General features: G+C 41.3%; 28 protein-coding genes and 1 pseudogene. 8 read left to right on the forward strand and 21 right to left on the reverse strand.

What is annotated here, in order from left to right; all coding sequences use genetic code 11:
- Positions 1-152 precede the first annotated feature (152 nt).
- Together C4B60_RS16170 and C4B60_RS16175 are read right to left on the reverse strand one after the other, a co-directional pair.
- Entirely contained in the window at positions 153-842 is a 690-nt protein-coding gene (locus C4B60_RS16170) for a response regulator transcription factor (protein WP_104059071.1), read from the reverse strand.
- Positions 820-1,923: a sensor histidine kinase gene (locus C4B60_RS16175; RefSeq protein ID WP_104059072.1), complete on the reverse strand. Its 1,104-nt coding sequence runs from the start codon at positions 1,921-1,923 to the stop codon at positions 820-822. Before C4B60_RS16175 ends, C4B60_RS16170 begins: the two co-directional genes overlap by 23 nt.
- Positions 1,924-2,099: 176 nt before the next feature.
- On the opposite strand from C4B60_RS16175, the gene C4B60_RS16180 reads away from it, so the two are divergent.
- Both C4B60_RS16180 and C4B60_RS16185 read left to right on the forward strand, forming a co-directional pair.
- Positions 2,100-2,477, forward strand: coding sequence for a hypothetical protein (locus C4B60_RS16180; protein WP_104059073.1), 378 nt, complete (start codon positions 2,100-2,102; stop codon positions 2,475-2,477).
- A 6-nt stretch (positions 2,478-2,483) separates the two neighbouring features.
- Entirely contained in the window at positions 2,484-2,978 is a 495-nt protein-coding gene (locus C4B60_RS16185) for a hypothetical protein (RefSeq protein WP_104059074.1), read from the forward strand.
- 48 nt (positions 2,979-3,026) lie between these two features.
- On the opposite strand, the gene C4B60_RS16190 is transcribed toward C4B60_RS16185, so the two are convergent.
- The gene (locus tag C4B60_RS16190; protein ID WP_104059075.1) at positions 3,027-4,529 is read right to left on the reverse strand and encodes a malate:quinone oxidoreductase; all 1,503 of its coding nucleotides are present in this window, start codon (positions 4,527-4,529) and stop codon (positions 3,027-3,029) included.
- A 257-nt stretch (positions 4,530-4,786) separates the two neighbouring features.
- The gene (locus tag C4B60_RS21895) at positions 4,787-4,909 is read right to left on the reverse strand and encodes a hypothetical protein (RefSeq protein WP_280632283.1); all 123 of its coding nucleotides are present in this window, start codon (positions 4,907-4,909) and stop codon (positions 4,787-4,789) included.
- Positions 4,910-5,346: 437 nt separating this feature from the next.
- Between C4B60_RS21895 and C4B60_RS16200 the strand changes: the two genes are divergently transcribed.
- Positions 5,347-5,754 (forward strand): (deoxy)nucleoside triphosphate pyrophosphohydrolase, encoded by a 408-nt coding sequence (locus C4B60_RS16200; RefSeq protein WP_104059077.1) that lies wholly within the window; start codon positions 5,347-5,349, stop codon positions 5,752-5,754.
- Between the two features lie 105 nt (positions 5,755-5,859).
- Here the strand turns inward: C4B60_RS16200 and C4B60_RS16205 are convergent, their stop codons facing one another.
- On the reverse strand, positions 5,860-7,077 hold the full coding sequence (locus C4B60_RS16205; protein ID WP_104059078.1) for an acyltransferase family protein: 1,218 nt from the start codon (positions 7,075-7,077) through the stop codon (positions 5,860-5,862).
- A 184-nt stretch (positions 7,078-7,261) separates the two neighbouring features.
- On the opposite strand from C4B60_RS16205, the gene C4B60_RS21535 reads away from it, so the two are divergent.
- Positions 7,262-7,402 carry a hypothetical protein gene (locus C4B60_RS21535; RefSeq protein WP_167578688.1) on the forward strand — a complete coding sequence of 47 codons (141 nt, stop codon included), beginning with the start codon at positions 7,262-7,264 and terminating at the stop codon, positions 7,400-7,402.
- A gap of 89 nt (positions 7,403-7,491) precedes the next feature.
- Here the strand turns inward: C4B60_RS21535 and C4B60_RS16210 are convergent, their stop codons facing one another.
- Positions 7,492-7,809, reverse strand: a complete 318-nt coding sequence (locus tag C4B60_RS16210; RefSeq protein ID WP_104059079.1) for a hypothetical protein — start codon at positions 7,807-7,809, stop codon at positions 7,492-7,494.
- Positions 7,810-7,893: 84 nt separating this feature from the next.
- Positions 7,894-8,590: pseudogene (locus C4B60_RS16215) on the reverse strand (Type 1 glutamine amidotransferase-like domain-containing protein).
- Between the two features lie 105 nt (positions 8,591-8,695).
- On the opposite strand from C4B60_RS16215, the gene C4B60_RS16220 reads away from it, so the two are divergent.
- Both C4B60_RS16220 and C4B60_RS16225 read left to right on the forward strand, forming a co-directional pair.
- Positions 8,696-9,250, forward strand: a complete 555-nt coding sequence (locus tag C4B60_RS16220) for a PadR family transcriptional regulator (RefSeq protein WP_104059080.1) — start codon at positions 8,696-8,698, stop codon at positions 9,248-9,250.
- A 2-nt stretch (positions 9,251-9,252) separates the two neighbouring features.
- Entirely contained in the window at positions 9,253-9,738 is a 486-nt protein-coding gene (locus tag C4B60_RS16225; protein WP_104059081.1) for a DUF4188 domain-containing protein, read from the forward strand.
- 158 nt (positions 9,739-9,896) lie between these two features.
- On the opposite strand, the gene C4B60_RS21990 is transcribed toward C4B60_RS16225, so the two are convergent.
- From C4B60_RS21990 to C4B60_RS16255, 7 genes are all read right to left on the reverse strand, one after another.
- The gene (locus tag C4B60_RS21990; RefSeq protein ID WP_425331172.1) at positions 9,897-10,223 is read right to left on the reverse strand and encodes a TniB family NTP-binding protein; all 327 of its coding nucleotides are present in this window, start codon (positions 10,221-10,223) and stop codon (positions 9,897-9,899) included.
- Positions 10,224-10,271: 48 nt separating this feature from the next.
- On the reverse strand, positions 10,272-10,709 hold the full coding sequence (locus tag C4B60_RS21995) for an AAA family ATPase (RefSeq protein WP_425331173.1): 438 nt from the start codon (positions 10,707-10,709) through the stop codon (positions 10,272-10,274).
- Positions 10,702-12,147 (reverse strand): Mu transposase C-terminal domain-containing protein, encoded by a 1,446-nt coding sequence (locus tag C4B60_RS16235; protein ID WP_104059082.1) that lies wholly within the window; start codon positions 12,145-12,147, stop codon positions 10,702-10,704. Before C4B60_RS16235 ends, C4B60_RS21995 begins: the two co-directional genes overlap by 8 nt.
- 19 nt (positions 12,148-12,166) lie before the next feature.
- Positions 12,167-12,721 (reverse strand): recombinase family protein, encoded by a 555-nt coding sequence (locus C4B60_RS16240; protein ID WP_104059083.1) that lies wholly within the window; start codon positions 12,719-12,721, stop codon positions 12,167-12,169.
- A gap of 502 nt (positions 12,722-13,223) precedes the next feature.
- Entirely contained in the window at positions 13,224-13,847 is a 624-nt protein-coding gene (locus C4B60_RS16245) for an FMN-binding negative transcriptional regulator (protein WP_104059084.1), read from the reverse strand.
- A gap of 24 nt (positions 13,848-13,871) precedes the next feature.
- The gene (gene paiA / locus C4B60_RS16250; RefSeq protein WP_104059213.1) at positions 13,872-14,387 is read right to left on the reverse strand and encodes a spermidine/spermine N(1)-acetyltransferase; all 516 of its coding nucleotides are present in this window, start codon (positions 14,385-14,387) and stop codon (positions 13,872-13,874) included.
- Positions 14,388-14,412: 25 nt separating this feature from the next.
- Entirely contained in the window at positions 14,413-14,865 is a 453-nt protein-coding gene (locus tag C4B60_RS16255; protein ID WP_104059085.1) for a MarR family winged helix-turn-helix transcriptional regulator, read from the reverse strand.
- A gap of 115 nt (positions 14,866-14,980) precedes the next feature.
- Between C4B60_RS16255 and C4B60_RS16260 the strand changes: the two genes are divergently transcribed.
- Positions 14,981-15,595, forward strand: a complete 615-nt coding sequence (locus C4B60_RS16260; protein WP_104059086.1) for a YczE/YyaS/YitT family protein — start codon at positions 14,981-14,983, stop codon at positions 15,593-15,595.
- Between the two features lie 190 nt (positions 15,596-15,785).
- Positions 15,786-16,280: a peptide ABC transporter substrate-binding protein gene (locus C4B60_RS16265; RefSeq protein ID WP_245154020.1), complete on the forward strand. Its 495-nt coding sequence runs from the start codon at positions 15,786-15,788 to the stop codon at positions 16,278-16,280.
- Between the two features lie 62 nt (positions 16,281-16,342).
- On the opposite strand, the gene rbsB is transcribed toward C4B60_RS16265, so the two are convergent.
- From rbsB to C4B60_RS16300, 7 genes are all read right to left on the reverse strand, one after another.
- On the reverse strand, positions 16,343-17,281 hold the full coding sequence (gene rbsB, locus C4B60_RS16270) for a ribose ABC transporter substrate-binding protein RbsB (RefSeq protein WP_104059088.1): 939 nt from the start codon (positions 17,279-17,281) through the stop codon (positions 16,343-16,345).
- 27 nt (positions 17,282-17,308) lie between these two features.
- The gene (locus tag C4B60_RS16275; protein ID WP_104059089.1) at positions 17,309-18,241 is read right to left on the reverse strand and encodes an ABC transporter permease subunit; all 933 of its coding nucleotides are present in this window, start codon (positions 18,239-18,241) and stop codon (positions 17,309-17,311) included.
- A 2-nt stretch (positions 18,242-18,243) separates the two neighbouring features.
- Positions 18,244-19,716, reverse strand: coding sequence for a sugar ABC transporter ATP-binding protein (locus C4B60_RS16280; protein WP_104059214.1), 1,473 nt, complete (start codon positions 19,714-19,716; stop codon positions 18,244-18,246).
- 20 nt (positions 19,717-19,736) lie between these two features.
- Positions 19,737-20,126: a D-ribose pyranase gene (rbsD, locus tag C4B60_RS16285; RefSeq protein ID WP_104059090.1), complete on the reverse strand. Its 390-nt coding sequence runs from the start codon at positions 20,124-20,126 to the stop codon at positions 19,737-19,739.
- On the reverse strand, positions 20,123-21,001 hold the full coding sequence (rbsK, locus tag C4B60_RS16290; protein ID WP_104059091.1) for a ribokinase: 879 nt from the start codon (positions 20,999-21,001) through the stop codon (positions 20,123-20,125). Before rbsK ends, rbsD begins: the two co-directional genes overlap by 4 nt.
- 12 nt (positions 21,002-21,013) lie before the next feature.
- A complete protein-coding gene (locus C4B60_RS16295; RefSeq protein WP_104059092.1) occupies positions 21,014-21,985 on the reverse strand; it encodes a LacI family DNA-binding transcriptional regulator in 972 nt (323 codons plus the stop codon).
- Between the two features lie 447 nt (positions 21,986-22,432).
- Positions 22,433-23,299: a DegV family protein gene (locus tag C4B60_RS16300; protein ID WP_104059093.1), complete on the reverse strand. Its 867-nt coding sequence runs from the start codon at positions 23,297-23,299 to the stop codon at positions 22,433-22,435.
- Between the last annotated feature and the right edge of the window lie 41 nt (positions 23,300-23,340).

The following is a 23,340-nucleotide window of genomic DNA, read 5'->3' on the forward strand; positions in this document are numbered from 1 at the left end:
CTGTAATGGCGCTCCTAAACGCGAATAATCGTTATTTCCAAGAAAAGGACTTCATCTATCACTCCGGCCTCTACTCCAGAAGTTCCTAATTTTTGAATGCTAGTATGGTGAAATTAAAAAAGCTTACTAGCGTATGGACCGGCTTTTTTCTATCACTTTAAAAACCTGTACCCTACTCCCCAAACCGTTTCAATATAACAGGGCTTCGAAGGTTCTTTTTCTATTTTCTCCCGTATTCTCCTCACATGAACGGTAATCGTTGTATTGTCACCTATCGCATCAAGGCCCCAGATGCGCTCAAACAGCTCTTCTTTAGTAAAAACGTGATTTGGGTGAAGAGCCATAAAAACGAGGAGATCAAATTCTTTTGCTGTCAGTATCTTTTCATTATGGTTAACGACTACTCTTCGTGAGAAAAGATCAATTTGAAGATCCCTGATTCTAATTTCTTTTTTCGTCTCTTCATCTTTTTGTAAAATTCTCCGGTACCTGGCGAGATGCGCTTTAACTCTTGCAACGAGCTCATTAGGACTAAACGGCTTAACAATATAATCGTCAGCACCAATGCCAAGCCCCCTGATTTTATCAATATCATCGTTTTTAGCGGTAATCATTAATATTGGGATTTCCTTTTCCCGCCTTACTTTTTTACATATTTCAAACCCATTTTCACCAGGCAGCATCACATCGAGTAATAGTAGATCATATGATGTTTCCAGCGCTTTCTTTAGTCCTGCTATGCCATCATGTTCAATATCGACTTTAAATCCGTTCATTTCCAAATAATCACGCTCAAGCTCGGCGATAGCCTGATCGTCCTCAATGATTAGTAGATGTTCCATGCTGATTTCCCTCCTTCCACAATGGCAGGGTGAAGGACACAGATGTTCCTTCTCCTTCTAAACTTTTGGCTCTTATGTTGCTTCCATGCTCCTCCACAATTTTTCGGGCAATTGCAAGTCCAAGACCTGAGCCATTCCCCTGCTTGCCTCGGGAGGAATCTGCCTGATAAAATTGCTCAAATATCCGCGGCAGGTCCTCTTCTGAAATTCCCTCTCCATTATCGATAATCTGGACCTCTATCCTCTCATCTAACTCATTTAACTCGATTGTTAGCTCTTTTTCTTTTTTATCCATATGCTTCAGGCTGTTGTTAATGATATTAGTAAAAACCCTGTTCAGCTGTTCCCGATCAGCAAGGACCATTACAGGTTTGCCATGAGATAAAAAGAATGTTTTCACTTCAGAAGTGAGCTTTAACTCTTCTAAATAATCGTTTAAATAAGCAGTGAGATCTACTTTTTCAAAATAAAAAGGCACACGGTTTACATCAAGCTTTGAATACAAAAACAGCTCATCAATCAAATGATCCATCTCTCCTGCTTTTTTATAAACCGTCTCTATATAGCGCTCAAGCTTTTCAGGTGTGTCTGCAACCCCATCCCGGATTCCTTCTATATAGCCTTTAATGGAAGTAAGCGGTGTTTTTAAATCATGCGAAATACTCGCTACTAGCTCCTTACGACCTTCCTCGTATCTTTGCTGAATTCTTTCTGCTTCAAAAAGCCTTCTCCTCATCTCTTCAAAGCTTTCTGCAAGCTCACCCAGCTCGTCTTTCCGATCCGTCTGGATATAAAATTTCCGCTCTCCTCCTGCCAGCTTTTTTGCTGCATCTGTCAGTTCTCTTACGGGTTTAATAATGGTTTTTGACATGTAGTAGGTTAAAACGCCGTTCGTCACGATAAGAATAAGAATAATTCCTCCAAAGCGCAGCTGAGTAAACCGCTTAAGCCTGCTTTCAGGATCAAGTCCCATCCATCCGAACATGAAAAAACCAAGGATTATTTCCATTATGATTAGACCAATAACCGGCAGGACGATCATAGCCAGATTAGATAAAAGTAATCGTTTTCTAATTGACACTTCTTCTTCACCTCATATTAATTACTGAACACTCACTCGTTACTTTTTCATTATAAATCTTAATTCTTAACAGTTTCTTAACAGGATAAAAATTGATTTAAGAAACTGCTAAGAGATTTACAATAATTCAGTCAGAAATGGACTTTATGATAGAAGCAGATAAGGAGTGAGGAGATATGAAATTATCTTGGAAGCTGGTTTTTGCCCTTGGTACATTGGCACTTATTCGGCCTCTATTGAACGGAACAGGAATCATGGGCATAATTGGGCAGCCTCTTGGAAGTCTTGCAGTTACGTTTAGTATAACCGTTATCTGGATTGCAGCTGTCATTTGGAGGGAGGAAGCCCGCCCCGTGCTTACCTTGACCGGAGCCGGATTTTTTTATGGACTATTAGCGATTGTCATTAGCGCTTTCCTTTCCCCCATTATAAATGGAGAGCTGCAGGGACCTCTTACTAGTCCGTTCGCAGTCTCAGGGGTTTTTTTCACCAATATGGTTTGGGGAGCTTCAGCTGGCTTAGTCGCATTACTTTTAATGAAATGGATGAGGTGAAGAAGAATGAGAGAAAAAATGACGATGAGTTTTATTACCGGACATTTATGGATTCAACTAATTATGCTGGGTGCAATTTTCTTAAATACTTTTATGGTGTATCCAAATATTTTTCACAATATCCCGCAATCCTTTAACATCGGAATGGACTTTATGGCAGTCGCAGGTCCAAACACCTTTTTTCCACCTCTTGGGTTTTTGAGTATTTTAACCGGTTTTATCGCTGCCTTACTCACCTGGAGTTATCCGACAGCCCGGTGGTGGGTGCTGGCAAGCATGGGGATGATAATCCTAGAAGGGGCCGCTTCTATAATGTTTGAATGGCCTCGTAATGAAATCATGTTTATCGAAGGGGCCAGCGTGCATAGTGTTGAGTTTTTAAAACAGACAGCCAATGAATTTCTTACTGTACATGTATTCCGCGTTCTTTGTAACATTGCCGGTTCCATCTTTATCTTTGTCGGGTTCTTGCGCTACTTTCAAACGCGGCTCATTAAATAAAGAAAAAAGCAGCATCCACCCCAATCGGCAAATGCTGCTTTCTTCTATTTATGCTGTGTGTTCTGATTTTAAATTAGACAAATGAAGCGACTTCGAGGTTGAACGCTCAATGTCACGAATCAGCTGCGGATTTTCAAGCAGCTTGACGCCATAGGATGGAATCATTTCCTTCAGCTTCGGCTCCCATTCCTTCATTTTTCCAGGGAAGCAGCGCTGAAGCACCTCAAGCATAACTGAAACTGAAGTTGAAGCCCCCGGGGAAGCGCCGAGCAGGGCTGCAATGGAACCGTCAGCTGAGCTGATAACTTCTGTACCAAACTGAAGCGTGCCCTTGCCGTTTTCAGTATCTTTAATGACCTGCACGCGCTGACCCGCCACAACAAGCTCCCAGTCTTCATCCTGGGCATTCGGAACAAATTCACGGAGCGCTTCCATACGTTTTTCTTTTGACAGTAAAACCTCGCCAATTAAGTATTTTGTCAGCCCCATGTTTTTCACGCCTGCTGCTGCCATCGTAACGAGATTATTTGGCTTCACTGAGGTGACTAAGTCCAGGTTCGATCCTGTTTTAAGAAACTTAGGTGAAAATCCGGCAAATGGACCGAAAAATAAAGATGCTTCATTATCGATAAACCGTGTATCCAAATGAGGTACCGACATCGGCGGTGCACCAACCGGTGCCTTGCCGTATACCTTTGCGTAATGCTGTTCAACAATTTCAGGCTTCTTGCACACGAGAAACAGTCCGCTTACCGGGAAGCCGCCAACAGATTTCCCTTCAGGAATACCTGATTTTTGAAGCAGATGCAGACTTCCGCCCCCCGCTCCGATAAAAACAAACTTTGCGCGGTGGTACTCGAGAAGATCGAACTTAAGATCCCGGATTTTCAATTCCCAGGAGCCATCTTCTGTTCGTTTCATTCCTTCTACCTGGTGCTGATAGTTAACCGTCACATCTTCGTTTTGCAAGTGGGTGAACAATTTACGCGTTAATGCACCAAAATTAACATCTGTACCAGTACCAATCTTTGTGGCGGCAATTGGCTGATTAACCTCGCGCCCCTCCATGATCAATGGAATCCAATCCTTCAGCTTGCCTGGATCATCTGTAAACTCCATGCCCTCAAACAAAGGATTCCCTGAAAGCGCTTTAAATCGGTTTCTTAAAAAAGCAACATTTTTTTCTCCCTGTACAAGGCTCATGTGAGGCAGCGACATAATGAATTCCTGCGGATTACGTAAAAGATTGCTGTCCACAAGATACGACCAAAACTGCTTTGATACCTGGTACTCCTGGTTTACTTTGATTGCTTTACTAATATCTATGGAGCCATCCGGCTTTTCGTTTGTATAATTCAGTTCACATAAGGAAGCATGTCCTGTGCCTGCGTTGTTCCACTCATTCGAGCTTTCCTCCCCTGCACCTCTAAGTCTCTCAAACACGTTGATCTTCATTTCAGGTGCTACTTCCTTCAGTAGAGCGCCAAGGGTTGCGCTCATAATACCGGCTCCAATTAAAATAACGTCTGTTTGCTCATATCTGTTACTCATTTTAACCGTCCTTCGCTTAAGATGTCATAAAAGCTGCTAAATTAAAACTTCTAACATATGCTAATAGTATTCCTAATCACAATATTCTATATACTAGTGTATCACTATGATTTAGTATTTTACATATATTTTTAATAAGCGGGAGGTTAAGTTGAAATAAATTCCATGAGATAAATTGATCCAACAACTATTCACTAATTAATAATCTTAATTTTTATTTAAACACTAATCTGATTAAGGAGTAGTTAATCGTATTTTTAATGTTTCTCATCTTGATGTTTTTGTAACACCTTACCCGCTTCCGACTTTGCTATCTTAGAAGAAGAATTTTTGAGAGTCTTTACTGTTTTAGATAATAGACCGCCAGAATGTTTGACCATGAAAAACCCCTCCCATCTCAAGTTAAGTAGTATGACATGCATAAGAACAATAAATACAACCATTAATTTTTTTAAAAGGATGAATTACTTTTGACATCCGTACTGCGCTGGCACAAGTTGAGTGATAACCTAACCGTTCGCGCTTTTGCCTGGTTCCGTATGTACACCCTTCTTCATGGACTTCAAAATAACCATTTGATAGTGCAGTTAAATTCAAAATATATTTTTTCATCATTTCTCCTTTAAATTCCCCGAAACAGAACAAGTGTTCCTCTAAATATACCTCAATTAATGTGATTTGTCTAAATTTAATTTTTGAATGCTATGATTCAATTACTTCTAATTTCATTTTTCAGGGGTGTTTTTAGAAAAGACTATTAACACGGGATCGTCATGTTACGATAGAGAAAATTGGTTCCGTTATAGGAGTGGCAGAAATGAAAAAGCGAGTAAAGGTAGTGGCGGCGGTCATTGAGAATGAAAAGAACGAAATTCTGTGCGCGCTTCGTTCAACAAGCATGCTCATACCGAATAAGTGGGAATTTCCTGGCGGGAAGGTCGAAGAAGGAGAAAGCCTTCAAGAAGCGTTAGAAAGAGAAATTTGTGAGGAATTGCACTGTGAAATTAAAGCATATGAGATTATGAATGAACATGTACACGAATACGATACATTTATTATTCACCTGATTTGTCTTAGAGCAGAGCTGATAAGCGGAACACCGGTCGCAACTGAGCATGATCAGCTTATCTGGCTGCCTAGAAAAAACTTATCCTCACTAGTATGGGCGCCGGCTGATATACCTGCTGTTGAGGATTTGATGAAGGAAAACCAGGTCTGGAAATAATGAAGAACCCCGTTTGAAAGCTCCAAATAGGGTTCTTCTTTGTGAAATCATATCCTCAATAATGACTTTCCTCCTGCTTGCTTTGAACACCCTCATTTTAAAAGATTATCCTGTAATTTTCGGTTTTGGTTTCGGTATAACCATCTCCGGCTGGCGGTTTTTCAGCGTTAATTTGGCTGCTATGAATCTCCGGATGGTTGAGGTATGAGCCTCGGTGACTCTTGAAAAGAAATAGGCAGCTAAACAAATAAGCGCTACAAGAACAATTTCAGCTCCGATCGCCGCGGCACCCGGCTGAAGGCCTGTGAAACCATTTTGATTCGCCCAGTAATATACCGTGTTAATGATCGGATAATGAATCAGATAAAGGCTGAAAGAAAAGCCTGCAAGAAGCTTTGCAAATTGACTGAAGGATCTAAATGACATTTTTTTGATTGCATGTGAAGTCGAGTGCATTAAAGTATAGACAAAGAAGCCAAAAGCAATTCCTACGATCAGATCGACAAAAAACAAATCCGTTGTCCACCCATTCGTGAAGAACCTTCCTGTCATGACTAACGGTCTGAGAGCCATCGCCCCAAGCAGGAATAATGTCGCAAGGATTAGAACGAACCTGTTTTTCAGCAAATTGATTCCAGGTAAAAACAGAACAGCCGAACCAATTAACCAGACGAAAAAGTATGAATTCATTCGTGTTCCAATAGAAAGAATAATGAACAAAGCAATTCCTATGTAAATGAACTTAGCCACCCTTCCCTGTCTGCTAAATAATAAAAAGAGCAGAGGAAAAAGCATATAGTACCAAAATTCATAGTTTAAGCTCCAAAGAGGCGCATTCGATCCATATACGCCGACAGTGATATTTTGCAGGAAAAACAGGTTTCCAAGAAAGGCGATCGCATTTTGATACAGGCTTTCATAAGTGCTATAGCCAAAATAAGCTCCTGCAATGCTATCGAGAATAAAGGTTAACATTAATGCAGGAACGAGCACTGTCATAAGGCGGGCACAGCGGTTAATTAAATAGGATTTCCAGGACCACTTATCCTCGTAAACGGCTTTTAAAACGGATCTTGAAATAAACACGCCGCTAAGAACAAAGAAGATAATAACAGATGGACCTCCTAAAATATTTAACAGATAAAGCGCCTGGACAAACATCGAAGGAGCTTCAACATTTCCATAGCCTACAAACAACCTAGAGCTTAAATGCTCCATTACCACTAAAATAGCTGATATCCCCCGGATGAAATCTAAAATGACCGACACATTCCCATCTAACAGACCATTTACCCTCCTGAAATTCGCCTGTGCCTTCCCCATTCATCTGACACCCCTATCTTCTAATTAAGATGACTTTCCTTAAAAAGTATGTAATAGTAATCAATAGTTGTTCTTTATTGAATTCTATCATGTTCTTAATAAAGAATATGGATGATTTAACTATAAAATTGAGATAGCAAGGAAACATAGTATTGATAGATTCTTTCGGAAGGGATGAGGTTTCTTGAAAAGAAAACAGGGCAAAATCGTTACCATACTTTTTGGGAGCATCATTGTTATCGTTATGATCATGATGATTATAGGTCTATTGTTTGGAGATTTTATTTTGGAAGGAATCAGGGAGGCTTTTAGAGAAGACTTTTAAGATGAAGAAACAAAAAAAGGCTGGGACAACTATGTCTCAACCTTCTAAACAGTAGTTCCGTTAGATTACCTGCTTAGAAAAGATAAAGATTACGAATAATTCTCCTCTTCCCTGCTGAAAAACTCATAAGCAAAATACCCAAACAAATAGCCAATCCCTGCTCCTATACTAATACCTGACAAAAGAGAGAATGGGGTAAACATCGAAAAAACCAGACCCGCTGAACAACCGAAAAGCATTCCCAACGGTATGGAACTGTCTAACCAAATTTGAGCACTTTCAGATTCTTTCTTACCCAAGGTGCCGTTCTTGTATTTATGCTCTAGTCTTTTAATGACGAATACAACAATTCCACCGACTATGAGCAGAGGTAATACGGCACGTACAATATCTAAAACTGATTGCATGTTAGAACCTCCTCCCTTAATTCGTTGTAAAGTTACCCTCATGTTACGTTAAAGAGAGGTTTTAGGCAAATTCTTCAAATTCTTCTATTTTCCTAGAAATTCTGTCTCCAGCTCTACTTCCTCCACCCGCTCCTGACCATAAACATTGTAGGCTTTTGCATTTGGTCTCGAGCTTATAATTTTATGTAGGTAACCATCAATATAATGAATCGCTGCGCCGTCGTCAGCTGCTATCCCCGCTTTCATTTTCCCGGTGCTGATTAGAGAATGATAGGCTGGCCGTCTAGTAGGTTCACCGTCAAAGTGTGGACAATGACTTCCTTTTAAGAAGCCTAAGCAGTCCAATGGGGAGAGTTCATCACCAAATGAATCCGTTACCCCCTGTTCAAACCAGCAAATAGCACCCGCGCTTACTCCCGCTAATACAACTCCCTGCTCCCACGCTTTTTTTCAAAATATAGTCCAGTCCCCATTCCTTCCAAAGAGCAAGCATGTTTTTCGTGTTGCCACCGCCAACATAGAGTATATCCTTCTCTAAAATGTAGCCTTCCAGGTTTCTGGTTGGCGGGTTAAATAAAGAAAGATGGGAAGGCTCGCATGGCTGTTCTTTAAAAAATTGATAAAATCTCGAAATATAGTGGTCTGAATCTCCGCTGGCAGTGGGAATAAAGCAGATCCTGGGTTTTTCATTTTCAGTCTGGTTCAGTATGTACTTGTCCAGCAGAGCGTTTTCCGGCTCCATTGAAAACCCTCCTCCTCCCATAGCAATGATTTGTCTCATTAATCATCCTTCCTTCCTTAAAGATTTTAATTTTTCTTGCAATTTTCTTTTTCTTACTTTACCATATATCTAAATGATATATATCTAAAAGATAGGATGATTGTATTGAAAACCTATACCCACACAACCTACGCCATCTTAGGTATCCTCACTACAGAATGCAAAACAGGGTACGCTATAAAGCAATTAATCGACAATAGTTTGAACCATTTCTGGAAAATCAGCTATGGACAGATCTATCCAACACTCAAATTGATTGTGCAGGATGGGCTGGCAGAGGTTCAGACTGCCTCGACTGAAGGAAAGCCGGATCGGCAGGAGTATTTTCTTACACCGAAAGGAATTGACACGCTAAAGGTCTGGCTTGAGGAGCCAACTGTACAGATTCCTTCAGAGAAAAATGAACTTTTGTTAAAGCTGTTTTTTGGACAATATCAATCGAAAGAAAGCTCGCTTGCCCTTATGACTGGTTATAAACAAAAACTGGAGGAGCGATACCGGACATACGAGGCGATCGAGCAGGGGATTAACGAACACAGCAGTACACATAAAGACGCCCTGTATTGGCTAATTACATTGGATTATGGAAAACGGGTGACCGGAGCTGCAATTGAATGGTGTGATCACACCTATACCAAGCTAAACTCAAAGGAGGAATAAGGATGGGAAATTCAACCTTTAACGGTCGTTTCACAACAGAGAACACAGAAGATATGGTCGTTTTCATTATTGGCATGAGAATTAACAAACCGCTTGCTGTTCACAAATGGGGACCGGTTTTTATGGCCATGCCCGGCATGATCAGGGAGCTTTATATGAATAAGGAGGAAGTAGGCTTTTTATCTATGGAAAGCTATTTTGGTCTCAGAACAACTGCGATGATTCAATATTGGCGCTCTGCAGATGATCTGCTTGCCTACGCTCGAAACGATAAGCATTTAAAGGCCTGGATGAATTTTAATAAGAAGACCAGAAACAATAATGGTGTAGGTATTTATCATGAAACGTACCAGGTTAAAGGAAGCGAATATGAATCTGTTTTTGTGAATATGCCCCATTACGGGTTAGGGAAAGCAATGAATCATATGTCTGTTTCTGAGAAGAAGGATTCAGCTCGGGAACGGCTGGCAGCTAAAGAGGCTAACTGAAATTGCTGCTCTTTATTACACTATTTTTGAAACAGATCGACAACTACACCGTCTAATCAAAAAAAGTGTAAATTTAAGTTTTAATTTGCAGCGTTTTTAAGTGTTATTTTGCATAAAAAAGCTATCTTCCCACAAAAGAGGGAGGATAGCTTTTGAGTTTATTTAACACCGATAACCAGGCTGTCACGCGCAGCTTCGACTACTTCCGTTGTAATTGAAGAAAGCTGGTTGATTTCCAGGATTCTTTCAATTTGTGAAAATAGCCGTTGAATGAGTCGGAAATTTCCATTAGTAATTTTGATTATGCTCGCTAAAGCTTCGTAGTCTGAGAAGTCCTCCAGTTTAATAGGTAAGCCAAGCTCTTGCCATTTGTAGGTCAACAAATGGTGCGTTTCATCTTTGCTTAATCGGTCAAACTCATGAGCAAATCCAATTCTGGAGTACAGTTGAGGATAACGTGACAACCTTTTTTCAATACCCGGCATGCCAATAAATATGATCGCTATGTCGTTTTGGTCATAAATATCCCGAAGTTACTCTAAACTTTGTAGCTTTAAACGATCGATTTCATCTATTATAAGCAAATTAATGCCCTCGAAAGAATTGACCGTAAATTGCGGCTCTTCTTCAGTAACCATAGATTGATAGACAGCCTTCACCATATTTAATTTGCTGTCTATTAAGCCAATTTCGTTTGTCATTCTAGAAGCACTGACTGCAGGTGCAGTATAAAAAAGCGTATGGCAATCGAAAATTTTTTCATCTGCATGAACGCCAATGGATTCGCTGTGCCGATAACTGATTTGCTTCTCTAAGTAATCCCAATTCGCGTAATAGCGAGAGGAAAGAGTCTTTCCCACTCCAGGCAAACCGTAACAAACGCCCATATAGCGATACTTGATACAGGCATCACAGAATTCAGCAAAACGCTTATATTCCTTTGTTTCAATAAAAGTCGATGTATTATTCATTGAAATACCTCTTCAAGTTTGACTTGAGTGGGACAGGATTTCCAGCATCTTCTTCTACAGTTTGTTTAGACTGCACAATATCTTCAATAACAGTCGTCTTCGGTTTGAGCTCCCCTTTTAACATACGTCTCCGCTGATTTCGAGCAGATACAATTTCCTTGAGGTTGACTGTATACCCAGCAATTTCCGGACAAATGGCTGTACATAAATAACGATTTTCATAAAAAACTCGAATTTCAGCAAGATCTCGTGGATCGTAACGAATCACCACCGATTCCCCAACATAAGCAGCAAGATTAGGGTCAATGAAGCGCAAGGCTTGAAAGTGAATCCCGTCTGAGTGAACTTTTCTGGCTTTGGCAACATGCAGTAGCAGTAAATCAAGGCTTTCTAAACTCTCAGGCATATTCGGCAAAAAGCCGTCAGCATTCCACATAAGAATTGGTTCCTTTTTTGTTGTACTGTGGATTCGTTGATGATAATTGTAAACTATAAACTCTCCAACTTTTTCTTCAAGCTTATTTAACGTCAGAAGTTTCGCTTGAATCCCATTCCCCAAATAACCCGGCAAATCTTGCAGCAACAACTGGTTGATACTTAAAAAGAAGCGTTCGATTTTCCCTCTTCCTCTAGGCTTTCCAATGGCCGAGAACACCAGATTAATTTTCAAGTCAATTGCTACTTGCTCCAAGTGATTCGATGTAAAGTCACTGCCATGGTCCGTATAAAATTGTTCGGGAATCCCGCAGATGGACCAGTCTTTGTTTTGTTTTCGCCAAATAGCCTGATGCAACGCAAGTGCTGTTTGAATAGCTGAGGGGGCTTGGAAAGTGACATAGTAACCGGCTACAGCACAACTAAACTCGTCTAAGATAACGGTTAACCAAGGTCGCTCTGGCTTTCTTTTTTCATTTAATACCAAAATATCGAGCAGAGTATGGTCGGCTTGCCAAATTTCATTGGGGTAGCTGGCTTCTCTGCGATGGATTAAATCAAACTGGTTTTCATATGCTTTTTGACCTTGATGGGCCAATACTTTCAAACTATCCGAGAGCGACTTTGAAATTTTGTCCACTTGATAATAACTTGGTTGTTGCCAGCCTTTTTCCTGGCATTGCCCACAGATCATTCGATGGATGGAGGTCAGTGAATTTCTTCTGTACTTTAAAATCAATCGTTCAATCGCTTTGATTACTTCGGGATCTAGCTGTACAGAACCTGAATCGCTTCTTGTCTTTCGGATTAATCCTTTCAATCCGAACTGGTCGTAACCTTGAACCCAATAATGCAACGTTCTTTTCGCAATGCCTGTTTCGTCTGCAATACTCGTCAATGTTTTCTCGGATTGAAGATAGGGTGCAATGATTTGATACTTGGCCATGGCTGTTTGTCGCTGTTCTTCTGAAGAGCCAGTTAAAGGAGGTGGTACGTTCTGCATAAGCAGCAACCTTTCCGATTTACTGTTTTTCCAAATAACGATAAATGGTGGTTCGAGAAACATTCCATTTTTCAGCCACATCTTTAATCGGTGTACCATTTTGAATCAAAGAACGCATCATTTCAATGTCTTTTGTTCCAAACTTCTCCGGTCGTCCACCAAGACGCCCTCTCGCTCTGGCAGCTGTCCGACCGGCAGCTGAACGTTCCTCAATCAAGTTCCGTTCAAATTCCGCAAATGCGGCGAACAAGTGGAACATCAATTGTCCAGTTGCACTGCGTTTATCCATCGTCAAATTTTCCTGTAAACTGTGGAAGGCAACCCCCCGTTCATTTAATGTATTTACAAGTTGAATCAAATCCTGCATGTTTCGTCCTAAGCGATCCAATCGCCAAACGACAATCGTATCTCCTTCACGTGCATAATTAATCGCTTCTTCTAAACCCGGACGTTGCTTTTTCGTTCCACTCATTTTGTCTTGAAAAGTTTTATCACATCCGTAAGCTGTTAGCGCATCCATTTGTAAATCCAAATTTTGTAATCCTGTTGAAACTCGTGCATATCCTATTAACATCCAATCACTCTTTCGTCTTTTTCCATGATTTGATTGTACCATAAGATGAAAGTAAGATGGTTAGTGAACATAGAATAATGTACAGAGTTTTGTGACACGAAACACATCAAAAAAGATTGTTTTCAAATCAACCGACAACGTGTCCAGAAAAGGACGAGTTTTGGAACAGAGAAAGCAAGTGTACGATTCAAAGTTGAATAAATTTCTTTGACCGGACCTCCTTTGCCAAGTGATGAAATCATAATAAGTGTCACCGTGGCCCACAATGACATAATTTGATGCTGTTTCTTCTACATAAATAGATTTTGTAAGAGCGTATAAAAATAGCGAACGTTCGCAAAGTGTCTTGCTACATTTGCGAACGGTCTTTTAAGCATTTTTTAGTTGTTTTTGAATCAATAAACTCTAAAACCCTCATTTCAATATCTTCACGCAATAGTAAAAGCTACCGTTTTGAAAAATCAATTCAAAACGATAGCTCTATTTTCTGATCTGGTCTGGTTTATAGTTGGGTATTCGATCTCTGTTGCATCAATTCGGCCATTTGTTTTGAATCTGGATTTCCTTCTTTCTTTAATTGCTCGGTGATATTTAGATAATCTCTTTCATTTCGGTTCTGGCTTAATTTATATGCAGCCTGAACTTCTCTAACCTTAATCTTAAATCCAACAATCCCTTTCAATTCTTTTTCCAATAAAGAAGGGGAGAGCTTGTCCCACAAAACAGGATTTTCGCGGTGTTTCTCGTATTGTTGAAGTAATTGTGCCAGGTCCTGTTTCAATTCTTCAACCTCTAAAATGCGCGCAGGTCCATATATATGGACAGCCTGATAGTTCCAGGTTGGAACATTTTCCTGTTCATACCAGGAAGAGGAGATGTAGGCATGAGGCCCTTGAAACATAACCAACACATCTTCAGAGTCGACGAATGTCCGCCACTGAGGGTTGCCATAAGCCATATGCCCAGTTATATAGTAATCATTATTTTCTTTTATTAATTGCATTGGCAAGTGTGTCGCGATGGGTTTCCCTTTTTTCGTGGTGACGAGCGTTGCGAATGAATTCTGTTGAACAAATTCCCGGATTTCTTCCGCGTCACTGACTTTGAAATGTTTTGGAATATACATAAGATCACGCCTTTCACAAATTTTTTAGAATGTTTTAACCATGATTAAATCCACTTGCTCGTCATCGCCCATAAAGAAAGAGTGGGAGCCCTTTTGGACAAATCCTTTTTTCTGATAGAAGGCGATGGCATTTTCATTTGCTTCCCAAACGCCCAGCCAGATGCTCTTTTTGTGCTGTTCCAGCGCAATTTCGCATGCTTTATTTAGCAGCAGTTTGCCAAGTCCATGTTTTTGGAATGTCTTTCTTACATAAATTCGTTCAACTTCAAGGTAGTCATTGCCCATTGCTTCAGTCTGCGCATCATCGGTATTGACCTTGAGGTATCCGGCTACTTCTTCACTGAAGTAAACAAAAAAGAAATGGGAAGAAGGATTGGCTACTTCTCGTTCCAGTTGCTTTAAATCGTATGCCTTTTCCAAATAAGCATGAAGGTGTTCAGGTGAATTTTGATCCTTGAATGTCTCAGTAAACGTAGTGATACTGATTGTTTGGAGTTCAAGTAGATCTTCTTGGGTGCATCTTTTTATCATGGTTGTCATTATAGTTGGTCGCTCCTTCAATCCTTTAATAGTTTCGCTTGTTACCTTTTTTAACAAACTCCCAGTCCTTCTCGACATTTTTCCGGATACGCTGCAGCAGATTGAATGCAATTTCTTTTTCGTCTTCGGAAAAACCTTGTAAGGCAACTTGACCGGAGTAAACATTCTCGCTTTTGATGAAAGGGTATACCATTTCCCCTTTTTCCGTAGGAAAGAGTCTTTTATTCTTTTTATTGTCCGGATCGTTTTGTTTTTCTATAAAGCCGTTTGTTTCCAGTTTTTGTAGCGCACGGGTGGCAGTGGATCGGTCCACTTTGATCATATCCAGTAACTGTTCCTGGATAATTCCCGGGTTCTCGCAGATTCGCACCACGTACAAATACTGACCCTTGGTCAGGTCGAACTCTTTAAATTCGATGTTACTGATGGAATCCAAAGCCCTCGCTATCATGCCAATTTCGCGCAGAATCTCTTTCACAATGATCTCTCCAATCAAAATTTTTATTGCAAATACAATGAAAAATAGTATATATTGAATCTACCTTAAATTTGTTGCATTTGCAACAAAAATACCAACAAAGAAGTGAATTGCAATGAAATATATTTTTTATGTGATTGGGATTTTACTGTTGACTCTGGGGATTGCTTTCACCATCCAATCTGATCTTGGCACATCGCCTTTTGATGCCGTGTTGGTAGGTTTATCTATAAATGTGGGCTTTACGGTGGGGAGCTGGGAGATTATACTGGCTGTCCTGATGATTGGCTGCAATTCACTTTTAAACAGAGAAAAGCCGGAAGTATTGGGACTGATAACAGCCGTTATAACAGGCATCGGAATTGATTTTTGGCTTTTTGTTTTGGGTGATTTAACCACGCTGGATTCAGCACAGAGCCAAGCAGTTTGCTTTGGGATTGGTCTGCTTTTGATAGGAATAGGAACTGCGACTTATCTACACACGAATTTTGCGCCAATTCCAGTTGATCGGTTAACCCTAATCTTGAAGGAAATAACCGGCACCAACCTTTTCGTTTCAAGAACTTTGATTTACCTTGTGTTTTTGATCATTGCCATCCTATTGGACGGTCCCATTGGTATCGGAACTGTAGTGACTGTCTGTTTAGCCGGGCTGATGCTTAATCTCTTCATGCATCCTATTGGAAAAGCGATAGACCGTATATTAACGCATTTCGTTACGTCACCATGATAGTCCAATTAAAGGCATAGCATTTAGTTAACATTTGACCATATTGTCGGTAGCTCCCATAAATTTCATATATAACAAAGAACCCAGCAATCCTTAGTATAAAAGGTTGCTGGGCTCTTTAAAATTATACGCAAAATAAAACTCGAAATTGGTGCAAGTTAGTTTTTAAAGTGACACAAAAAAAGAGGTGATGGTGTTGAAGTTCAGGTATTTTAGTATTCTACTTTTGATAGCTGGCTTACTATTTTCATCTTGTAATACCGGAGTAAAACCTAAGGAACATTTAGCAGAAATTTATACTGCTGCATTGGATTCGATTATGGAGCAGGATGAAGCACTAAGTCATGAAATGGCCTTCATAGCCATTGATATGAGTGAATTTGATGATGTAGATGAAGAAAGTAAACAAGAAATTTTAAGCTATTTTAATGAAAAGTACCAAGTTGATGTAATGGATGCTACATTTGAACAGCTAAAAGAAAAGGGATTCTATGACCCAGGTACATTATCCTTGGACGGTGTATTACTTACAATAGAAAAGGTTGAATTTAAGTTTAACAATACAGTATTTTTTGAGGGTACTAAATATCGTTCAGGTTTAGGAGCAGTTGGAGTTGAGGGTACCGTTCACTACAAAAATAATGAATGGAAAACCAAAGAAGTGAAACAGACGTGGATGAGTTAGTTTATATCGAAAAAGCCTCACTCTGCACGTGTTCATGCAAAGCAAGGCTTTTTGAATTTCAATTATTCGGTTACTAGTTCAAGCTCAACTGGAACGAATTCTTCCACTGAGTCCCCATCAAGTATGGATTGAGCAGTCTCAACTGAGCTCATGCCGATTTCATCCGGCTTTTGGGCAACTGTTGCGGCCATATTGCCGTTTTCTACAGCTGCTACTGCGTCATCCGTTGCATCAAACCCAACGACCAGCACATCACTCATTCCTGCTGAATCCAGTGCTTCTCTTGCACCAAGCGCCATTTCGTCATTGTGAGCGAAAACTGCATCGAATTCCACACCGCTTTGAATAATGTTTTCCATTACGCGCAGTCCTTCTGCACGATCAAAGTTGGCTGTCTGGTTCGCTACGACTTCCAGATCACTTTCATCGATTGCTTCGTTAAATCCCTGTCCTCGTTCACGTGCTGCTGATGAGCCTGAAATTCCTGCAAGCTCTACGACTTTACCTTCCCCGCCAAGCTCTTCAACGATAAACTCTCCTGCCATCCTGCCGCCTTCAGCATTGTCTGAAGCGATATGTGCTACCACTTCTCCGCCTTCAGCACTTCTGTCAACCGTTACGACAGGAATGTTTGCACTGTTAGCTGATTGAATCGCTGCAGAAATAGCCGATGAATCCGTCGGGTTGATGAGAATCAGGTCCACATCTTGCTGAATTAAATCTTCAATATCACTTGCCTGCTTTGCCGGATCGTCCTGTGCATCAACGACTGTAATGTCCATGCCAAGCTCTTCTGCTTTTTCTTCTGCACCCTGTGCGAGTGTAACAAAGAACGGGTTATTTAAGGTTGAAATTGAAAATCCAATTCGTTTATCTCCTTCTGAATCTCCTGAATCTCCATCTGCATCATTTCCATTGCCAGACCCTGGTGAATCAAGTGAACATGCCGCTAAAACCATTGTCATTAAAAGCATTAAAATAAAAATCGATCGTTTTTTCATTTCTTCTTCTCCCCTTTGTTGTTTATGTTAAGCAGCCTTTTTCCGGTCTAATAATACAGCCAGTAAAATAACGCCGCCTTTAACCACCTGCTGATAAAATGATGATACATTCATTAAGTTCAGACCATTGTTCAGCACACCGATAATCAGAGCACCAATCAATGTTCCAAAAATCCAGCCTCTGCCACCGGTTAAGCTTGTGCCGCCTAATACAACTGCTGCAATCGCATCAAGCTCATAGGCAGTTCCCGCTGTTGGCTGAGCTGAGTTCAAACGTGAGGTTAAAATAATTCCTGCCAGCACACTTAGCATACCTGTGAGCGTATAAACCCCGATTTTAATGCGGTCAACACGAAGCCCTGCTAAATGAGAAGCCTCTTCGTTGCCACCAATTGAGTAAACACCGCGGCCAAATGTCGTCTTTTTCAAAATGAACCAAAGAACTAAAAATGCCAAAAACATCGTAACGACAGGGAATGGAATCCCAAGCACATAGCCTTTACCGATCATTTGAAAAGAAAAGGAATCAGACAGCCCGGTAATCGGCCGGCCATCTGTATACACAAGGGTTAGACCGCGATAAATGGTCATGGTAGCCAATGTAGCAATGAAGGGTGCTACCTTCCCTTTCGTAATAATCAAGCCGTTAAACGCACCCATTGCAGCACCAATCATCAGTCCAAGCAGGATGGCGATAATAGGATCAATTCCGGATGTCATCGCACCTGCTGTTAAAGCAGCACCAAGGGCAAGCATCGAGCCAACTGATAAATCAATTCCCCCGGTTAAAATTACGAAGGTTAACCCAAACGCAATAAGTGCATTAATGGATACCTGTCTTAAAATATTGAGGATATTATTTAACTCAAAAAAGCTTGGACTTAAAATACTTAACACAATGGTGATTAATATCAGTCCGAAGAACGGACCCAGCTTTTGAAATAACCCTGTATTTTTCATCTTTATTCTCCTCCAGTCGCTGCCGTCATAATCCGTTCCTGAGTGGCATCTGTTCGGTCGATAATGGCTGAAACTGTTCCCTCATGCATAACAAGAACCCGGTCAGACATTCCAAGAATTTCAGGCAGTTCCGATGACACCATAATGATGGAGACATCTTTTTTCGTTAACTCATTCATAATTTGATAGATCTCTTTTTTTGCTCCAACATCTACTCCGCGCGTCGGCTCATCGAGGATTAATACCTTTGGCTCTGTTGCCAGCCATTTTCCGATGACGATCTTTTGCTGATTCCCGCCGCTTAATGATTTTGCCGGCTGCTCCATGCTGGAGGTTTTAATCCGCAGGCGTTCAATTAATTCTGATGCTGACTGCTGTTCTTTTTTGCGATTAAGGATGCTCCATTTCGAAAGCCGTTTAAGCTGGGAGGTCGCCAGGTTTTCACGGACGGTTTGGTTTAAAATGAGTCCCTCTCCCTTTCTGTCCTCTGTCACAAAAGCGAGTCCCGCCTCGATTGCTTTTTGCGGGTGCCGCGCCTCCAGTGCTTTGCCGTCCAAAGTAATGGTGCCGCTTGTGTTTTTATCAGCTCCAAAAATCGCCCGCATCAGCTCGGTTCTTCCTGCTCCCATTAGACCTGCAACACCAAGAATTTCCCCGTGTTTTAATGTAAAGCTCGCATTTTGAACGCCTGTTTTCGTTGAAAGCCCTTCCACCGACATGCGTATCTTGCCGGGGTTATTCGTCCGTTCAGGAAACTGTTCACCAAGATCCCGGCCAACCATCATTTTGACGACTTCCTGAAAGCTTGTTTTCTTAATTTCCCTTGTCCCGATGGAAGCCCCGTCCCGTAAAACTGTGATACGGTCGCACATTTTAAAGATCTCTTCCATTCTGTGAGAGATGTAAACAATCGCGACATTTTTTCGTCTTAATCCATCAATGACATTAAACAGTACATCGATTTCTTTACTCGTCAGGGCGGCTGTCGGCTCATCCATTATGAGTACCTCACTGTTAGTAGAAACGGCCCGCGCGATTTCAATCATTTGCTGCTGGCCAACTGAGCACTCAGCAGCTGGTTTTTGAGGGTCCAGCTGAATTCCAAGCTCCATAAGCCACGCCTTGGCTTCTTCGTTCATTTCTTTGTTCTTCATAATCCCGGACCGGCCAATCGTTTTTTCTTTGCCTAAAAAGAAATTCTCTGCAACGGTCAGATTCGGAATAATATTCAGCTCCTGGTGAATTACCGTTATGCCAGCTTCTTCTGCCTGCTTTGGCCCTTTAAATTCAACCTGCTCGCCTTTATATGTGATCTCACCCTTGTCCTTCGTATAAATTCCGGAGAGAATTTTCATCATAGTGGATTTACCTGCGCCATTCTCTCCCATTAATGCATGGATTTCTCCCGGTACAAGATCAAAGGTTACCCCCTTTAGTACATGGACAGAAGAAAAAGATTTGTGAATATTGGTCATGGTGATGATCGGTTTAGTAGTCAAAAAATCACCCCCGCATGAAGAATAATATTGGCATAAGGCGTTGCCTCACCGGTTCGAATAATCGCTTTTGCCTGTTGAGTCCGAACTTTAAATGTTTCATGATCCACGCTAACCAACTGGTTAAATTCCTGATCAATTCGTTGGGCAAGCTCCCGATTGTACTCCTTCATCTCAGAAGCGACGGTTGCTTTCTCAATTTCCATTTCATTTCTAAGGACAGCTAAAACCTCCTCAAAGCTCGGTGTTCCAAGCGTCAACGCAAGATCAATTTTTTTTACGTGATCAGGAATCGGCAGCCCGCAGTCAGCGATAACAATTGAATCTGTATGTCCCAAGTCGGCAAGTACCTTTGTTAGTTCACTGTTTAAAGGACCGTTTTTCTTCATAACGACAGCCCCTTTATAAAAGTTTGGAGCTCTTCTTTATCCGGCATGCCGGTTTGAGCGCCTAGAGCTGTAACGGAAAGGCTTGCAGCCGCTACTGCCCGTGAAATAGCATCCTGTAAAGGCAATCCCTGATCGAGTCCTGACGCCAGTGCTCCATTGAACGTATCCCCGGCCCCTGTTGTATCCTCAACCTTTACTACCGGTGCCTTCACCAGCTCCCGATTGCCATTAATCATGTAGCTTGCTCCTTTTGCCCCTTCTGTAATGATCAGCTTCTTCTCAAAATCAGAATGGAAATCTGCACTGGCTCTTAATGCTGCCGCTTCATGTTCATTCGGCGTTACATAGTCAACAAGCTCCCACCAGTGGGAAGGAAAGGCTTGAAATGGAGCAGGATTTAAAATAACAATCACTCCTGATTCTTTGCCAAGCCGTATTGCTTTTTCAACGGCTTTCTGTGAAATTTCAAGCTGTACAAGCAGAACGGAACTCCGTTCAATCACTGATTTTCCTTTTTCCACTTCTTCAGCAGTCATGGCGTCATTCGCTCCTCCGACAATAACAATCGTGTTATCATCCTCAGAAACTGTAATGGCTGCTGTACCGGTCGGAAAATGTGTAACCGGTTCCACATTAGATAACAAGACATTTTGCTGCTTTAAGTAAGTGAGATAAGAATGACCAAAAGGATCATCTCCGACTCTCCCCATCATCTCGACTTCACTCCCCAGCCTTGAAGCTGCTACTGCCTGGTTCGCTCCTTTCCCACCAAAGATTGTCGTAAAAGAAGTGCCCTGGAGCGTCTCCCCTTTTTTCGGAAACCGCTCCACCTGTGTTACAAGATCCATATTTAAGCTGCCTACAACTGTAATCATAAAACCCTCTCCTTACTGAACGGACTGTCTGACTTTTAATGAGGTTTTTAATAAATGATGCTCGATTTTATTCGGTGAATCCTGTATTTGCATTAGTAAAAGCTCAGCTGCCCGTTTTCCCATCTCATAGATAGGCTGCTCCATCGTTGTCAGCTCAGGGGTAACGGTCGTCCCCCATTCAACTCCGTCAAACCCCATGATTGAAAGCTGTTTAGGCACCTGTATTCCTAATTTTGTTGCTGCTTTTAATGCGCCAATCGCCATTACATCATTGGCGGCAAAGAGCCCGTCAATCTTCGGATTATTCGATAAAAGCTGCATCGTACTCACCATCCCCCGGGCTAATTCATAATGTCCCTGATGACAGAGAATTGGCAGGCCATGCTGATTCATCATATCCTCATATGCACGTTTTCTCTCCATCGATGTAAGGACATTTTCAGGCCCTTCTAAATGGGCAATCTGTTTACAGCCCCGATCCAGCATGTACTCGATGGCCTTTTTTGCGCCATCATAATTATCAACTGTAATAGAAGAAATCCTTTGATCAATATGCCTGTCTAATGCAACGATTGGTACGTTTACGTCCTGAAGGTGCTCCCACTGAAGGGTATTTGAAACGACAATAAAGCCATCAATATATTTGGACGTCATTTTTTCAATATACTCAAGCTCATGAGCCAGGTTTTCATCACTGTTAAAAAGAATGGTCGTATAGCCGGCTGGATACATGACATCCTCCACCGCGCGCACAAGCTGCGGGAAAAACGGGTTTGTAATGTCGGGAATTAAAAAGCCAATCGTTTTGGATGTTTTTTTATAAAGACTTCTTGCAACACTATTTGGTTTGTAGCCCAGATCCTTTATCGCTTGATCTACAGCTTTTCGAGTATCCTCATGAACATAGCCTTTGTTATTTATAACTCTGGAAACCGTAGCAACGGATACTCCAGCTTTTTTTGCCACTTCTTTTATCGTTGCCATCTGTCTCCCAACCTTTTCCGGTAACCAGATGTAACCGGTTACAGAATGATGAAATAAAAAACGGTTCTTTCTCGAGGAATTTCTTTTAAAAGAATCTATCGAGTTGATGTAACCGGTTACACACAGTTTAATTAATTTGATTTATGGTGTCAAGAGGAAATATAAGGACCTCATTTATGCAATCAATTTTATTTAGTTTACTGGTTCCCATTTTCTTTTCAATTATTTAAATTGAATTAAAGAGGGTTGGACAAATATACCTCACCCTCCTAAACCCGGTTCACTGCGCTTCAGGGGGACGCTTTCCGCGGGGCGGGGCTTGAGCTAACTTGCTTTCAGCAAGTGGATCTCAAGCTCCCGCTTCTTCCCGCTGGAGACGCCCCCTTCTGCTTCGTTCACCTCACGTTTATAAAATGATCGTTTTGTCCGATTCTCTTTATTCTAAAACTACTGCTTCTCCACAAAAAACATCGAAATCGCTCCAAGTCCTACATGGGTTCCGACGGCGACTCCCATTTGCAGCACATGGATCTCTCCTGCAAATTCGGTTTCTGCTTGCACCTTTTCTTTAAGGGTCTCAGCTACTGTTCGATCTGAGGTAAAGCCAATAATAATGAAATCCGTTATATCGTTGTCGATTCTCTTTTTAAACTCATTGACGTAGTGCTTGAGCACTTTTTTACGTCCTCTTTCCTTTGCAACGACCGATCCTTTGCCGTCCTTCATGGTCATGATGGGCTTAAGCAAAAGAAATTTTCCAATCATGGCGCTGGCATTGGAGATTCTTCCGCTTTTGATTAAATGATTCAAGTCGTCAACTGAGAGAAAATGCTTCACTTTCGTTTTGTATGTTTCGTTAAATTCTACGAGCTCCTCAAATGACGCTCCCTGCTCTCTCATCAGTGCACTTTTTATAAGAAGCCAGCCACTGCCATGGCTCATGCATTTTGAATCGACAATATGAATTCTTACCGATGAATCCGGATTTTCTTCAAAAAAGTAGTCCTTCGCAAGCTCAGCTGACTGATAGGATGCACTTGTCCCGCTCGACATACAGATGCATAAAATCTCCGTATGTCCTTCTGCAACGGCATCTTTCAAAATGTCTACATATTCCGTTGGACTTGGCGCTCCGGTAGTTGGGAATTCAGAAAGCTTGTCCATCATCTCGTAAAATTCCTCCGGTTTAATCTCCACCCGATCTCTGAAGACGTTCCCTTCAATTTTCACAGTTAATGGGGCCAGGCTTATGTTGTATAGGTCAAGTACTTCGTGGGACAGGTCACATGTAGAATCAGCCATTAATTTTATCATTTGTTCCTCCAAAAGTTCGATTAGATTAAGTATATAGTAAG

The sequence above is a fragment of the Jeotgalibacillus proteolyticus genome (genome assembly GCF_002926065.1).
In the GTDB taxonomy this organism is placed as follows: Bacteria; Bacillota; Bacilli; order Bacillales; family Jeotgalibacillaceae; genus Jeotgalibacillus; species Jeotgalibacillus proteolyticus.